Below are 13848 nucleotides of genomic sequence, written 5' to 3' on the forward strand. Positions count from 1 at the left end.
AGGTTCCAGACTATCTATCAGACGAGGAAGCTGCTGCTGTTCCTCTTACTGCCTTGACCATTATGCAGGCTCTTGACCTCATGGGCGCTCAAGCTGGGAAAACGATCTTTATTTCTGGTGGTACTGGAGGTGTCGGTGGCATGGCCATTCCGATTGCCAAGGCCAAAGTTTTGAAGGTCATTACCAACGGTTCTGGAGATAGTGCAGAGCGTGTCTTGAAACTAGGAGCAGATCGCTTTATTGATTACAAAACAGAGGATTATACAAAAACTGTTAGCCAGGTGGATTATGTTCTCGATACTCTCGGTGGAGCTGAAACTGAGAAACAAATGTCTATCATGAAAAAAGGTGGTCATCTTGTTTCACTTCGTGCCATGCCAAACGGTGCCTTTGCCAAACGCATGAATCTACCAAAGTGGAAACAGATTATTCTCGGCTTAGCAGGTCGCAAATTTGATAAAATGGCGGAAAAATATGGCATCCACTACCATTTTATCTTTGTAGAAAGCAATGGCGCTCAATTACAAGAGATAGCTGACCTTTTTAGCAAATTAGAAATCAAACCTTCTATCGATACGGTTTATCCATTTGAAGAGGTAAATAGCGCCTTAGACAAGGTCGCTAATGGTCGCTCACATGGAAAAACAGTCCTCAGCTTTAAGAAATAAAAAGGAAAACACAATGTCATATCTTACTAGAAAAAATCAATACATCACAGTCGACGGGAACAAAATCGCTTATCGCGAACTTAGTAAAGGCAAATCAAATTTACCTCTTCTGATGCTGGTCCATTTAGCAGCGACTCTCGATAACTGGGACCCTAAACTCTTGGACTTGATTGCTGAAAAGCACCATGTCATTGCAGTTGATCTTCCTGGTGTTGGAGCCAGTCAAGGCAAAGTTGCTTCGACAATTCCTGGAATGGCTAAGCAGACAATTGACTTTGTAAAAGTGCTTGGTTACGATAAAATCAATCTCCTTGGCCTTTCTATGGGAGGTATGATTGCCCAAGAAATCATCCGAATAAATCCTACTCTAGTCAATCGTTTAATCTTGGCTGGAACAGGACCTCGAGGCGGAAAAGAGGTCGATAAGGTAACTGGGAAAACTTTTAGTTTTATGTTTAAAGCTGGACTCGAGCGCATCGATCCTAAACGCTATATCTTCTATAATCATGATGAACAAGGGAAAATTGAAGCTTTGAAAGTCCTAGGACGAATGGGGATGAGAACAGAGAAATTTGCGGATAAAGACATGAACGTATCAGGATTCCTAACTCAACTCAAAGCTATCAAACGTTGGGGGAAAGATTCTCAAGACGACCTAAAATTTATCACCCAACCAACCTTAATCGTCAACGGGGATAAGGATATGCAGGTTCCAACGGAAAATTCTTACGATATGCATGCAAAAATCGAAAATAGTAAGCTGATCATCTATCCAAATGCTAGCCACGGTTCGATTTTCCAATATGCAGACGAATTTTCAAAAGAACTCATTGCTTTCTTGGAGTACTAATATGGTCAAAACGATTCTGATTACAGGTGCTACTGACGGTATCGGTAAACATTTGGCAAAGAAATTGGCTAGTGAAGGCCATCATGTCATCCTCCATGGTCGCAATCCTCAAAAACTTGAGCTGGCGCTTCAAGAGGTTCGGGCAGTTTCCTTGAGAGGCAGAGTTTCTAGCTACCTTGCAGATTTTTCCGAATTAGACGATATTTATCGATTTGTAGAGGAAATCAAGCGAGACTTTCAACGTATCGATGTCTTATTTAACAATGCAGGACTGTATGCTGGAAAAGAACGAAAAGCGAGTACTGAAAATGTCGAGTTGACCTTTATGCTATCTGTTCTGGTTCCCTATATTTTAACAACTGAGCTAAGTCCCTTGTTAGAAAAAGCGTCTGACTGCCGTGTCATTAATACTTCTTCCTATATGCATCATTTTGCCAAGATCAAGAATTTGGACTTTGGATTTGAGAACAACTATAATCCCAGATTAGCCTATAATAACTCCAAGCTTTACACTATTTGGATGACACGCTACCTGGCAAGAGACTTCTTTTTAAGAGGTTCAAGCATCACCATCAATGCCTACCATCCAGGCTTGATTTCAACCAACTTAGGGAATGATTCCAGTGATGAAAAGACGAAAAAGTCTCTCTTCGGACGCTTGATGAAGTCATTTTCCAAAAATCTAGACGAGGGAATTGAAACAGGCTACTATCTTACATTTTCAGAAGAAGTCACTGGTTTGACTGGCTACTATTTTGATGATAAAACTGTCAAAACAGTTTCTGAAAAAGGCTATACTTTTGAGAAAGCTCGAGATTTAATCAATTACTGTAATGATAAAATTAAGTTGTTTCAAAATAAATCCACAATATCTTAACTTTATTATGATTCGACTATCAAGAAAAAGATGATATCAAAACTTATCTATTTTCTATATCCTAAATAATTTGCCCTACTTTGAAATAATTATTTTAAAAAACACTCCAAGTATCTTCTAAAAATCACTTATATTTCAACTTTTTTTATCATTCAAAAAGACTCCACCTATCTAAAGGGAATCTACCCTAGAGATGGATGGAGTCTTCTTTCACTCACTAATCTAATCGAATAAACATCATTGCGTTAAGCAAAGAGATGAGAGCGACAGTATTGACATTATTGGAATAGATCAGTCTCTTATTTTCAATCGGAGGAATAATAAAATTAGAAATGATGATATCATAAGGCGATTCTTCTAAAGATTCCTTTGATAATTCTAATTCAGTCCAAACTTCAAGTTCAAAATTGTTGCTGCAATAATAAGAAAGTGTCTCTGCAACGGATTTCGCATGATACTGATCAAAATTACTCATAACCAGAACCTTCAGCTTTGGCTGATTTTGTAGTAGATTAAGCACCAAATGTTTGGTATGAGTGATGAAGGTATAAGATAGATGATTTACCATCATTGAACTAGAATAAATCTCAAGAGTCTCTAAATAGTGAGAAAACTCTTTTTTTACATCTGAAACAAATTTAGGAAAAATATTTTGAAAATTCCTGATTGTATTCCCTTTTTGATCAAATAAAATAAACTCAGTGGACAACTCTTGACGATACAGATGTGCGGTATTATGCAGATGCCAAATCAGATTATCCCTATTTTCAATCTCAATCTGATACTTGGCTGAAATCTGATCAATAAAATCACTCAATAGATGGTAAGATTTTTCAACATAGCTATCCTTTTTTACGCTTTTCATAAAGAGACTTTCATCTATGAAAAACATTTTTTGAAAGTAAGACACAAATAATTGGCAAACAACTTCTTCATCTAAAGAGATATTGTATTCTGATTCAAAACTCTGAGCAACACCTTCTATTCCTTCTGCCTGCATTAAAAAATCCAAACTTTGGTCGTTAAAAGAATCTTTCTCTGTTTCCATAAAATGACCAAACTTTATTCGATATAGATTAGTAACCAGGAACAACTTTAGCATTCTATGCGTTGATAAATTTATTGGAAAGCTTGTTTCCTTATAAACCAATTCTAACAATTGAGATAGGGGCTCTGATGAAAAATTTTCAAATGGCCATTCTAGGAAATAATATTTTTCTGAAAAATATTGTGCAAAAAAGTAACGAATGTCTCTCTCATTTCCAATGATTTGAACAGGGGTCAGACTAATTTCAAATTGAAATTGCTTTTTAATCACTTTATTGATTTGGCTAATAATACGATAGAGCGAAGATGAACTGATATAAAATTCTTTACAAATACTCTCAGCTTGACAACCTTCATTAAAGAAGATGTATTCTAAAATCGAAAAATGAGTTGAATGCTTAAAGAAATGATGGTAAACCATTTCAATATCACTATCATCGGTATTAATAATGCGTATACCATTAGTAGAAGAATGAAAAATCAAGTCAGGAAAAGCAGATTTAACATGGGATAGATCATCTTTGACTGCACGTTCTGTACAATTTAATAACTCTGCTAGTTCAGAACGATGAAACCAACGTTTATGTTCAAATAATAATTCTAATAATTCTAATTGCCTATGACTTTTTTTAGATAATAAATCTCTCATGAATGTCTTTCTCTCTTTATAAATTATCGGATTAAACCTCTTGCAATTATACCACAAAGAATAGGTATAACATGCTGTAACGACTTTTACTAAGATCCTTTATTTCGTATAATAACACTACGGAGGCAATATATAAACAATTTTCTTATTTTACTGTCTATTGAGGGCGTAAATACAGAATCAAATTCAAGTCGAAAGATTATATTTTTAATTTTAAAAATTATATAATAGCAACAATCAAAGAATTTGATTTTTTTATATTAAAATTACATAATAATCAAAATAATTGATTATTTTATATCAAAATTATATAATAGCAATAATCAAAGGAATTGATTTATTTTTTGATATTAAAATAAAAAAGGAGGGTAAGCAATATTGTGGTCAATCATTGCTGGAGGTCTTATTGGACTTGTAGCAGGTAGAATCACTAAAAAAGGTATTTCTATGGGAATCGTCGCAAATGTATTCGCTGGTTTAGTCGGGTCATCTGTAGGACAATCCCTTTTAGGTAGTTGGGGCCCATCCATCGCTGGAATGGCTTTGATCCCATCTATTGCAGGAGCAGCAATTGTTGTTACTGTAGTATCATTCTTTACAGGTAAAAAATAATTACTTGTAGTAATAAACTATTTTTAAATAGATTAGACGGGTAAAAATAGTTTAAATGTTAAATCGAAAGGATTGTATATGTCAAAAGCAAAGAAAATATGTTTCATTATTTTCTGTATTTTAATCTTGACAATTTTCCTTCCTGTTTTGATAGATTATCATCAAGTTAGTGATCTAGGCATTCAGCTATTTAGCTGGAGACAGAATCATTTCGTTGAATTTTATCTCTCTAGATATATATTCTGGGGGATAGTGGCTCTATCAACTTTAGTTTTGTTATCGATGTTAGTTGTATTGTTTTATCCTAAACGTTATTTGGAAATTCAACTTGAAACTAAAAACGATACATTGAAATTAAAGAATTCAGCAATCGAAGGTTTTGTTAGAAGTTTGGTGAGTGATCATGGATTGATCAAGAACCCAACTGTTCATGTAAATTTACGAAAAAATAAATGTTTCGTTCATGTAGAAGGTAAAATTCTTCCTTCGGACAACATCGCTGACAGATGCCAACTAATTCAAAATGAAATAACTAATGGATTGAAGCAGTTTTTTGGTATTGAGCGTCAGGTTAAACTAGAAGTTCTAGTAAAAGACTACCAGCCTAAACCAAAACCTCAAAACAAAAAGACTGTTAGTCGTGTGAAGTAAGGAAGTAAAAAATGGAATGGCTTAAACAATATCGATATCCAATAATCGCAGGTCTCATAGGCGTATTTCTCGCTTGTTTGATTATCTCCTTTGGCTTCTTCAAAACAATATTTGTATTGATTTTAGGAGCACTGGGAGTTGCAGCTGGATTATATATCGAAAAAAACTATATAGATAAATAAAAATTACTAATTTAATTAAAGGAGTTTCATATGTCAAACGAAAAAAACATTAACACTAACGTAGAAAAGAAAGATGCTACTGCTGTAGCTCACGAAATCAAAGGGGAACTTACTTACGAAGATAAAGTTATCCAAAAAATCATTGGTCTGTCACTAGAAAACGTTTCAGGTCTTTTGGGAATCGACGGTGGTTTCTTCTCAAATCTTAAAGAAAAAATCGTTAACAGCGATGACGTAACAAGTGGTGTTAACGTAGAAGTTGGTAAAACACAAGTTGCAGTTGACTTAAACATTATTGCTGAGTACCAAAAAAATGTTCCAGCTTTATATTCAGAAATCAGAGAAATCGTATCTTCAGAAGTTGCTAAAATGACTGACTTGGAAGTTGTTGAAATCAACGTAAACGTTGTCGACATCAAAACTAAAGAACAACATGAAGCAGACTCAGTAAGCCTTCAAGATCGCGTATCTGACGTTGCTGAATCAACAGGAGAATTCGCTTCAGAACAATTCGAAAAAGCTAAATCTGGTCTTGGATCTGGTTTCTCAACTGTTCAAGAAAAAGTTAGCGAAGGTGTAGAAGCTGTTAAAGGTGCAGCAACTGGTGTAGTATCTCACGAAAAAACTCGTGTAAACTAAGATAAAATAAATATAACAGGAGAAATTATCATGTCAGTAGAAGAAAAATTAAATCAAGCTAAAGGTTCTATTAAAGAAGGTGTTGGGAAAGTCATCGGTGATGAAAAAATGGAAAAAGAAGGAGCAGCTGAAAAAGTTGTTTCTAAAGTAAAAGAAGTTGCTGAAGATGCCAAAGACGCTGTAGAAGGTGCTGTAGAAGGTATCAAAAACATGTTGAGTGGCGACAATAAATAAGGCTAAAAGTTACTTTATCTCTTTAGTAACATTAGTCAAAAGAGTCTGAGTCAAGATGATTCTCAGAAAACAAAAAGCTAGAGATTTCCAATTGCGGAACTCTAGCTTTTTAATTTCACCTCTTTCTCTTATTATATTTCAGCAGGTTGTTGACCGTGAGTACGAATCCCATGTCAATTCTCACTTGGCGCTTACCTCTCAGATGACATCTCTTATAACCAAACAAACCTTTATCTGCCCAAAGACAGATTTCATATCAATCTTACGTTTAGCGAAAATTTGTCTACCATTGGAAGATAAAAGTGCCTGATATTCTTTAGTTTTTAAACACTGGTAACGTTCATTCATATACAGTCTCTTTTGAGGGGCTGATTCAGGTTCATCATCGCAGTCAAGATTGATTTCAAGGATTTTTACTTTCTATCTCCCCTTTTTCATAATGTATTTTCGTACAGGTTCTTCAACTATTTGAACGATTTCAAATCCTTCTTTTTGGTAAAGATTCTGAGCTCTTTGATTTGCCTCGAAGACATTTAGAGAGATGCTGTCTATATCTCTATTTTCAAAGACCAAACTAACAAATTTCCTTAAAGCCTGCCTACCTAAGCCTTGCCCCTGTTTCTGAGGATTGATAAAAAATCTTCCAATATGAAGATTACTGTCTTCTTGCCTGATTTTCTGGATAACCCCCACAAACTCTTGTCCTTCAAAGATTGAAAAGATTCCTTCCAAATCTTGCAAAACTTGAATTGTCAAGGGGAAAGGAATCATTGGTCCCATCCATTGTTCTTGAAAGGATTTGCCAAGGGAGTTGGACCATTGGCATACGAATTGAGCGTTTTCTGGGCTCACATTTTCTTCAAAACGAATTGTCATCTTGACCTCACTATCTTGTCTATGTTTCTCCATTATACTACTTCTCCCATTTTTTACGAATAGATAAGTATGATTGATATTTATTTTTTTCTCGTCGGTAGCATTCTCGCTTCCTTTCTTGGTTTGGTCATTGACCGTTTTCCTGAGCAATCCATTATCCAACCTGCTAGTCACTGCGATTCCTGTCAGACTCGCTTGCGCCCCTTAGATTTGATTCCGATTCTCTCGCAAGTGCTCAATCGCTTTCGCTGTCGCTACTGCAAATCTCCTTATACAGTCTGGTATGCCCTCTTTGAACTAGGCTTAGGGCTCCTCTTTCTGGCTTGGTCTTTGGAATTGCTTTCCTTGGGGCAAGTCGTCCTAATCACCGCTGGTTTGACCTTGGGCATCTACGACTTTCGCCATCAGGAATATCCCCTACTGGTCTGGATGACTTTCCACCTAATCCTCATGGCTTCCTCTGGCTGGAATCTGGTCATGGTCTTTTTCCTTGCTCTTGGCTTTTTGGCTCATTTTATCGATATCCGCATGGGCGCAGGGGATTTTCTCTTTTTAGCTTCTTGTGCTCTCGTCTTTAGCGCAACAGAATTACTCATCTTGATTCAGTTTGCTTCTGCAACAGGAATTCTAGCCTTTCTCCTGCAAAATAAAAAGGAAAGACTTCCTTTCGTGCCTTTCCTCTTACTCGCTACTTGTGTGATTATTTTTGGTAATCTACTGCTTGTTTGATAAAGTCCTGAATCGGCTCTCCTTGGTGGAGAGCTTTTACGATTTTTGAACCGACGATAACGCCATCTGACACTGCATTGAAGCGTTCTACATCGGCTTGACTAGATACGCCAAAACCTGTCAAGACTGGGATATCGGCCACTTGATGCAATTGTGCCAAGTGCTTGTCCAAGTCTGCGCGGTAATTGCCAGATTTCCCTGTCACCCCATTGATGGCAACAGCATAGACAAATCCTTCTGCCCCTTTAATTAATTCTTTCTGGCGCTCAATCCCTGTCGTCAAACTAACTAGGGGAATCAAGGCGATATCTGTATCTGCCAAAAATGGTTCTACAAAGTTGGCATGCTCATGAGGCAAGTCTGGAATAATCAAGCCCTTAACCGCTGTATCTGCCAAATCTTTGACAAAGTTCTCCACACCGTACTGAAAGAGGGGGTTGAAGTAGGTCATAATGACCAGTGGAATCTCTGTTTCAATGGTTTTCAAGGTTTCAACCAAAGCCTGGGTAGAGGTCCCGTGGGCTAAACTGCGCAAGCCAGCTTCTTCGATAACAGGTCCATCTGCGACAGGATCTGAAAAGGGAATGCCCACTTCAATTGCAGAGACACCCAAATCTTCTAAAAAGTGAATCGTTTCTCCGAGACCATCCAAACCTTTCTCGTGGTCTCCAGCCATGATATAGGGAACAAAAATTCCTTTTCCAGTTGCTTTTATAGCATTTAATTTTTCTGTTAGTGTCTTAGGCATGAGCTTCTCCCTTCTTTGCTGCATCTGCTTCCAAGCGGTCTTTGACTTGGACCACATCCTTGTCCCCACGACCTGATAGACAGACAATCATGGACTTGTCTGGACCGAGTTCTTTGGCCAATTTCACCGCAAAGGCAATGGCATGGCTAGATTCCAATGCTGGGATAATCCCTTCCACACGAGACAAGAGCTGGAATCCTTCCAAGGCTTCCTCGTCTGTCACAGGAACATAGCTGGCACGTTTAATATCGTGGTAGTGAGAATGTTCTGGACCGATACCAGGATAGTCCAATCCTGCTGAGATAGAGAAGGCTTCAAGAATTTGACCATGAGCATCTTGGAGCACATCCATAAGAGAACCGTGGAGGACACCCGGACGACCCTTGGTCAAGGTAGCAGCGTGGTGCTCTGTATCCACACCAAGTCCAGCTGCTTCAGCCCCATACATGGCTACTGACTCATCTTCTACAAAGGGATGGAAGAGACCGATGGCATTAGACCCACCACCAACACAAGCTACTAGGGCATCTGGCAGATCTTGACCTGTCAAGTCACGGTACTGTTGTTTAGCTTCTCGACCAATAACACTTTGGAAATCACGAACGATTTCTGGGAATGGATGAGGCCCCAAGGCAGAACCAAGGATATAGTGGGTATCATCGATATTTGCCACCCATGAACGAAGGGCTGCATTGACCGCATCCTTGAGCACGCGCGAACCATCAGTCACAGCCTCGACCTTGGCTCCCAAAAGCTCCATGCGGAAGACATTGAGAGCTTGGCGTTTGACATCTTCCTCACCCATGTAGATAGTACATTCCATGTTAAAGAGGGCTGCAGCAGTTGCAGTTGCCACACCGTGCTGACCAGCACCTGTTTCAGCGATAATTTTCTTTTTACCCATGCGTTTGGCAAGCAAAACTTGTCCTAAGGCATTGTTAATCTTGTGGGCCCCTGTATGGTTGAGGTCTTCACGTTTGAGATAAATCTTGGCTCCGCCAATATGCTGAGTCAAATTTTTTGCATAGTAAAGAGGAGTTTCACGCCCCACATACTGGCGTAAGAGCTGGTTTAATTCCTCTTGGAAACTTGGATCTGCCTGACTTTCACGGTAGGCCTTTTCCAACTCCAAAACTGCTGTCATCAATGTTTCTGGGACGAAACGTCCACCGAATTTTCCGTAAAATCCATCTTTATTTGGTTCTTGATATGCCATTCTTTACCCTCTCTATAAATCTTCTAATCTTTTCATGATCTTTTTGTCCATCTGTCTCCACTCCGCTCGATACATCTACTGCATAGGGAGTAAAGTGTTGAATTGCTTTTACTACATTGTCTTCATTAAGCCCACCTGCGATAAAGAAAGGCTGAGTTAGTCCAATCGTATCCAGTTGAGCCCAGTCAAAGGTCTGGCCACTCCCAGCCACAGGGGCATCAAAGAGTAGATAGTCTGCCTGAGAATTGGGGACATGTCCCTCTCCATCCACCTGCACAGCCTGAATACTGGCACAAGGCAAATTCTCAAATAAATCATCTGCCACCTGACGGTGAACTTGAACCAAGTCCAAACCAACTTTTTCAATCACTTCTAGCAGTTCTTCCCGACTTGGTGAAACAAATACACCAACCTTTTTCACATCTGCAGGAATAAGTTTTGCCAGCTCAGCAGCCTGATCCAAGGTCACCTGTCTTTTACTAGGTGCAAAGACAAAACCGATGTAGTCGGCTCCTTCTGAAACGGCTGTTTCCACCGCTTCTTTAGTAGATAATCCGCAAATTTTAACCTTTGTCAATCTGCAACTCCTTGATTCTCTGGGCTACATCTTCTGCCTGCATGAGAGCTGTCCCTACTAAAATTCCGTTAAAGTATGGTGCTACTCGTTCCGCATCCTGCCCTGTGAAAATAGCAGATTCAGAAATGTACAAACAATCATCTTTGAAATGTTTAGCCAAATCTACACTGGTTTGCAAGTCAACTTCAAAGGTGGTCAAGTTGCGGTTATTGACCCCGATAATCTGGGCACCAAGTCTGTGAGCCACTTCTAGTTCAGCTAGATTGTGAGTCTCCACTAAGACTTCCAGACCAAGCTCTGTCGCGTAGTCATACAGTTCCTTGAGGCGTTCTTCTGACAAGGCAGCCACAATGAGCAAGATGACTGTCGCACCTGCATTGCGAGCGCGGATAATTTGCTTTTCATCAATGATAAAATCCTTGTTGAGGGTCGGAATCTCTACCTGACTGGAAATCTCCCGTAGATAATCCAAATGTCCTTTAAAGAAAACTTCATCTGTCAGAACAGAAATCATCACTGCTCCGTTCGCTTCATAAGTCTGGGCCTGTTGCACAATATCCACATCTAGATTGATATCTCCCAGACTAGGGCTAGCTTTCTTGACTTCAGCAATTACCTGTAAACGGTCCTGGTGATTCTTCAAAAATTCTGCCAAGCGATAGGTCTGGCGCAGGGGCTGGATTTCCTCCAACTTCATCTGCTCAACCTCACGCGCCTTCTGCTCCAAAATTCGTGCTAAAAATTCCTGACTCATTTTTGGTACTCCTGTAACAGTCTGAGTTTTTCAAAGGCCTTGCCACCAGCAATGACTTGACGAGCTAAGGCAACTCCTTCCTTGATACTAGCTACTTTACCATTAGCATAGAAACCAAGACCAGCATTTAAAACTGTAGTTTCCAAGAATGGACTTGGTTCATTTTTAAGAACGCTGAGCAAAATTTCTGCATTTTCCTGAGCATTGCCTCCACGAATATCTTCGATAGCGTAGCGCTCCATCCCTAAATTCTCCGGAGTAAAGCTTGATAAGGTGATTTCGCCATTTTCAAGAAGTGCAATTTTGGTTGTTCCATTCAAACCAGCTTCGTCCAATCCTTCTGGTCCAGCAACAACGATGGCACGTTTGCGACCCATATTTTTCAAAACCTGAGCTGTACTTTCTAGAAGTTCTGGACGACTAATACCAAGAAGCTGTGTTTCCAAAGCCATTGGGTGAATCAGAGGACCAGTCAAGTTCATGATTGTTGGAATTCCTAGTTCCAAACGAGCTGGCATGATGTATTTCATAGCTGGATGCATATTTTTTGCAAAGAGAAAGACGATGCCAGTTTTATCAAAAACCTTACCTAGTTCAGCTGGTTTGAGATCCAGGTTGATTCCCAAGGCTTCGAGAACATCTGCAGAACCAGATTTAGAAGAAATCGAGCGGTTACCATGCTTGGCCATGTGAACACCGCCACCAGCCAAGACAAAGGCTGCAGTTGTGGAAATGTTAAAGCTGAAAGACTTGTCCCCACCTGTACCACAGTTGTCCATGGCATCATGAATCTCAGTTGGAATATGTTGGGCATGTCCTCTCATGACTTGGGCAATGGCTGTGCGTTCTTCAGGTGTTTCCCCCTTCATCTTAAGAGCCAAAAGGAGAGAAGCAATCTGCGCTTCAGTTACACGCCCAGTTACGATACGCTCAATGACATCCGTCATTTCCACACCTGATAAATTTTCAAATTTTGCTAGTTTTTCAATAATCTCTTTCATCCTAGTTTCCTCACTTTACAACCTTCTCGATAAAATTCCGAATAGAAGACAAGCCATCTGGCGTTCCAATGCTCTCTGGATGGTACTGGAAGCCATAAATTGGAAGTGTTTTGTGTTGAATCCCCATGATGGCTTGGTCATCAGTCGAACGAGCTGTCACTTCAAAGTTTTCTGGCATTTCTTCAATTAAAATACTGTGGTAACGCATGACCGCACGGCCATCCTCAATGCCTTGATACAAAACAGATGGCGCTTCAAAGCTGATATTGCTCTGTTTCCCATGCATGACTTTTGGAGCCAAACCTAACTTACCACCAAAGACTTCTGCAATGGCTTGGTGACCCAAACAAATCCCAAGAATCGGCTTCTTGCCAGCAAAATCACGAATCATGTCTTCCATCTTTCCAGCATCAACTGGCCAACCAGGACCAGGAGAAAAGACCAGACCATCTGCTTTTTCAGCTTCTTCATACAGCTTGGGATCATCATTTCTCAAGACCTGTACTTCTGCAAAATTCCCAATGTATTGGGCCAAGTTATAGGTAAAAGAATCATAGTTGTCAATCAATAAAATCATGGTCTTAGTTCTCCAATTCTAGTCATAGATTTTGCTTTGTTAATGGTTTCTTGGTATTCGTTTTGGGCGATGGAGTCGTAGACAATCCCTGCCCCAGCCTGCACATAAGCTGTTTGATTTTTGAGAATCATGGTTCGGATGGCAATGGCGAAATCCATATCACCCGTCGCAGACAAGTAGCCGATTGCTCCTGCGTATACGCCACGTTTTTCTGTTTCCAGTTCATAGATGCGTCTCATCGCTCGAATCTTTGGTGCTCCAGAAACGGTTCCAGCAGGAAGTGTTGATTTCAAGGCATCCATGGCAGTGAGTTCTGGAAGCAAACGCCCCTTGACCACACTGGTCAAATGCATAACATAACGGAAGAGCTCCACTTCCATATACTTAGTGACTTGGACACTGGCCGTTTCAGAGATGCGGCCAATATCATTACGACCCAAGTCTACTAACATTCGATGCTCTGCTGTTTCCTTCTCATCCGAAAGCAGGTCTGTCGCCAAAGCCTTGTCTTCTTCATCCGTAGCTCCTCTTGGTCGCGTACCTGCAATCGGATTGGTTGTCACGATGCCATTTTTGACAGAAACCAAACTTTCTGGACTGGCACCGATGATTTGATAATCCCCAAAATCATAGAAATAAAGGTAATTAGAAGGATTAGTCACGCGGAGATTTCTGTAGAAGTCAAATGGATTTCCAGTCACTTCTGCTGAGAAGCGTTGACTAAGTACACATTGGAACATATCCCCGTTACGAATCAAGTCACGAGCTGTTTCCACCATTTCCTCAAACTTCTGAGGAGCGATATGGGGTTTGAAGTCAAGTGGTGATAAATCCAAATCTTCAAATTCATTTGGAGCAGGAATGCGTAATTCCTCAAGCACTTGGTTTAAGGCTTTTTCCAAGTCTTCTTGACTACGCTCACTATAGAGAGCATCCTCGATGACATGGATTTTCTCCTTCT

19 protein-coding genes are annotated in these 13848 nt (G+C 39.7%); 9 read left to right on the forward strand and 10 right to left on the reverse strand.

The features are described 5' to 3' along the window. The 3 genes from PAN06_RS09500 to PAN06_RS09510 all read left to right on the forward strand — a co-directional run. Positions 1–668 (forward strand): NADP-dependent oxidoreductase (locus tag PAN06_RS09500; RefSeq protein ID WP_269796180.1); only part of this gene is annotated, 668 nt, incomplete at its 5' end. A 13-nt stretch (positions 669–681) separates the two neighbouring features. Continuing rightward, on the forward strand, positions 682–1518 hold the full coding sequence (locus PAN06_RS09505; RefSeq protein ID WP_125458242.1) for an alpha/beta hydrolase: 837 nt from the start codon (positions 682–684) through the stop codon (positions 1516–1518). A gap of 1 nt (position 1519) precedes the next feature. Next, entirely contained in the window at positions 1520–2395 is an 876-nt protein-coding gene (locus PAN06_RS09510) for an SDR family NAD(P)-dependent oxidoreductase (RefSeq protein ID WP_125458243.1), read from the forward strand. Positions 2396–2612: 217 nt separating this feature from the next. Here PAN06_RS09510 and mgaSpn read toward each other — a convergent pair whose 3' ends face one another. After that, positions 2613–4091: a virulence factor transcriptional regulator MgaSpn gene (gene mgaSpn, locus PAN06_RS09515; RefSeq protein ID WP_125458244.1), complete on the reverse strand. Its 1479-nt coding sequence runs from the start codon at positions 4089–4091 to the stop codon at positions 2613–2615. Positions 4092–4466: 375 nt separating this feature from the next. On the opposite strand from mgaSpn, the gene PAN06_RS09520 reads away from it, so the two are divergent. The 5 genes from PAN06_RS09520 (at position 4467) to PAN06_RS09540 (ending at position 6409) form a co-directional block, all read left to right on the forward strand. Then, the gene (locus tag PAN06_RS09520; RefSeq protein WP_025170701.1) at positions 4467–4703 is read left to right on the forward strand and encodes a GlsB/YeaQ/YmgE family stress response membrane protein; all 237 of its coding nucleotides are present in this window, start codon (positions 4467–4469) and stop codon (positions 4701–4703) included. 78 nt (positions 4704–4781) lie between these two features. Then, the gene (gene amaP, locus PAN06_RS09525; protein ID WP_020901648.1) at positions 4782–5354 is read left to right on the forward strand and encodes an alkaline shock response membrane anchor protein AmaP; all 573 of its coding nucleotides are present in this window, start codon (positions 4782–4784) and stop codon (positions 5352–5354) included. An 11-nt stretch (positions 5355–5365) separates the two neighbouring features. Next, positions 5366–5536 carry a DUF2273 domain-containing protein gene (locus tag PAN06_RS09530; RefSeq protein ID WP_000455064.1) on the forward strand — a complete coding sequence of 57 codons (171 nt, stop codon included), beginning with the start codon at positions 5366–5368 and terminating at the stop codon, positions 5534–5536. Between the two features lie 30 nt (positions 5537–5566). Beyond that, a complete protein-coding gene (locus PAN06_RS09535) occupies positions 5567–6175 on the forward strand; it encodes an Asp23/Gls24 family envelope stress response protein (RefSeq protein ID WP_000064110.1) in 609 nt (202 codons plus the stop codon). Positions 6176–6205: 30 nt separating this feature from the next. Beyond that, the gene (locus PAN06_RS09540; RefSeq protein ID WP_060628708.1) at positions 6206–6409 is read left to right on the forward strand and encodes a CsbD family protein; all 204 of its coding nucleotides are present in this window, start codon (positions 6206–6208) and stop codon (positions 6407–6409) included. Positions 6410–6607: 198 nt separating this feature from the next. Here PAN06_RS09540 and PAN06_RS09545 read toward each other — a convergent pair whose 3' ends face one another. After that, on the reverse strand, positions 6608–6757 hold the full coding sequence (locus tag PAN06_RS09545; RefSeq protein ID WP_260467388.1) for a hypothetical protein: 150 nt from the start codon (positions 6755–6757) through the stop codon (positions 6608–6610). Positions 6758–6829: 72 nt separating this feature from the next. Then, entirely contained in the window at positions 6830–7285 is a 456-nt protein-coding gene (locus tag PAN06_RS09550; protein ID WP_125416952.1) for a GNAT family N-acetyltransferase, read from the reverse strand. 69 nt (positions 7286–7354) lie between these two features. Here PAN06_RS09550 and PAN06_RS09555 point away from each other — a divergent pair, with 69 nt between their 5' ends. Then, positions 7355–8014: an A24 family peptidase gene (locus PAN06_RS09555; RefSeq protein ID WP_033687247.1), complete on the forward strand. Its 660-nt coding sequence runs from the start codon at positions 7355–7357 to the stop codon at positions 8012–8014. On the opposite strand, the gene trpA is transcribed toward PAN06_RS09555, so the two are convergent. The 7 genes from trpA to PAN06_RS09590 all read right to left on the reverse strand — a co-directional run. Further along, complete coding sequence (gene trpA / locus PAN06_RS09560; protein WP_084950188.1) at positions 7986–8762, reverse strand: tryptophan synthase subunit alpha; 777 nt, start codon at positions 8760–8762, stop codon at positions 7986–7988. The two genes, PAN06_RS09555 and trpA, sit on opposite strands and share 29 nt — an antisense overlap. Further along, the gene (gene trpB, locus PAN06_RS09565) at positions 8755–9978 is read right to left on the reverse strand and encodes a tryptophan synthase subunit beta (RefSeq protein WP_000331265.1); all 1224 of its coding nucleotides are present in this window, start codon (positions 9976–9978) and stop codon (positions 8755–8757) included. Before trpB ends, trpA begins: the two co-directional genes overlap by 8 nt. Then, positions 9956–10555 carry a phosphoribosylanthranilate isomerase gene (locus tag PAN06_RS09570; RefSeq protein WP_033688234.1) on the reverse strand — a complete coding sequence of 200 codons (600 nt, stop codon included), beginning with the start codon at positions 10553–10555 and terminating at the stop codon, positions 9956–9958. The genes trpB and PAN06_RS09570 overlap by 23 nt, the downstream gene beginning before the upstream one ends. Further along, complete coding sequence (gene trpC, locus PAN06_RS09575) at positions 10542–11309, reverse strand: indole-3-glycerol phosphate synthase TrpC (RefSeq protein WP_070842872.1); 768 nt, start codon at positions 11307–11309, stop codon at positions 10542–10544. The genes PAN06_RS09570 and trpC overlap by 14 nt, the downstream gene beginning before the upstream one ends. Further along, a complete protein-coding gene (trpD, locus tag PAN06_RS09580; RefSeq protein ID WP_269796181.1) occupies positions 11306–12310 on the reverse strand; it encodes an anthranilate phosphoribosyltransferase in 1005 nt (334 codons plus the stop codon). Before trpD ends, trpC begins: the two co-directional genes overlap by 4 nt. 10 nt (positions 12311–12320) lie before the next feature. Further along, positions 12321–12887: an aminodeoxychorismate/anthranilate synthase component II gene (locus tag PAN06_RS09585; RefSeq protein WP_125386827.1), complete on the reverse strand. Its 567-nt coding sequence runs from the start codon at positions 12885–12887 to the stop codon at positions 12321–12323. Further along, the coding region (locus PAN06_RS09590) for a chorismate-binding protein (protein WP_269796182.1) at positions 12884–13848 on the reverse strand (965 nt) is incomplete at its 5' end. The genes PAN06_RS09590 and PAN06_RS09585, both read right to left, overlap by 4 nt.

The sequence above is a fragment of the Streptococcus sp. SM3 genome (assembly GCF_027497875.1).

What these genes read in the sequence shown, in the direction of transcription:
- trpC (WP_070842872.1), bottom strand. Translation starts at nt 11,309, where the DNA reads ATGAGTCAGGAATTTTTAGCACGAATTTTGGAGCAGAAGGCGCGTGAG.
- PAN06_RS09530 (WP_000455064.1), top strand. Translation starts at nt 5,366, where the DNA reads ATGGAATGGCTTAAACAATATCGATATCCAATAATCGCAGGTCTCATA.
- PAN06_RS09550 (WP_125416952.1), bottom strand. Translation starts at nt 7,285, where the DNA reads ATGACAATTCGTTTTGAAGAAAATGTGAGCCCAGAAAACGCTCAATTC.
- trpD (WP_269796181.1), bottom strand. Translation starts at nt 12,310, where the DNA reads ATGAAAGAGATTATTGAAAAACTAGCAAAATTTGAAAATTTATCAGGT.
- PAN06_RS09540 (WP_060628708.1), top strand. Translation starts at nt 6,206, where the DNA reads ATGTCAGTAGAAGAAAAATTAAATCAAGCTAAAGGTTCTATTAAAGAA.
- amaP (WP_020901648.1), top strand. Translation starts at nt 4,782, where the DNA reads ATGTCAAAAGCAAAGAAAATATGTTTCATTATTTTCTGTATTTTAATC.
- PAN06_RS09585 (WP_125386827.1), bottom strand. Translation starts at nt 12,887, where the DNA reads ATGATTTTATTGATTGACAACTATGATTCTTTTACCTATAACTTGGCC.
- PAN06_RS09535 (WP_000064110.1), top strand. Translation starts at nt 5,567, where the DNA reads ATGTCAAACGAAAAAAACATTAACACTAACGTAGAAAAGAAAGATGCT.
- PAN06_RS09555 (WP_033687247.1), top strand. Translation starts at nt 7,355, where the DNA reads ATGATTGATATTTATTTTTTTCTCGTCGGTAGCATTCTCGCTTCCTTT.
- trpA (WP_084950188.1), bottom strand. Translation starts at nt 8,762, where the DNA reads ATGCCTAAGACACTAACAGAAAAATTAAATGCTATAAAAGCAACTGGA.
- PAN06_RS09505 (WP_125458242.1), top strand. Translation starts at nt 682, where the DNA reads ATGTCATATCTTACTAGAAAAAATCAATACATCACAGTCGACGGGAAC.
- PAN06_RS09510 (WP_125458243.1), top strand. Translation starts at nt 1,520, where the DNA reads ATGGTCAAAACGATTCTGATTACAGGTGCTACTGACGGTATCGGTAAA.
- trpB (WP_000331265.1), bottom strand. Translation starts at nt 9,978, where the DNA reads ATGGCATATCAAGAACCAAATAAAGATGGATTTTACGGAAAATTCGGT.
- PAN06_RS09545 (WP_260467388.1), bottom strand. Translation starts at nt 6,757, where the DNA reads ATGAATGAACGTTACCAGTGTTTAAAAACTAAAGAATATCAGGCACTT.
- mgaSpn (WP_125458244.1), bottom strand. Translation starts at nt 4,091, where the DNA reads ATGAGAGATTTATTATCTAAAAAAAGTCATAGGCAATTAGAATTATTA.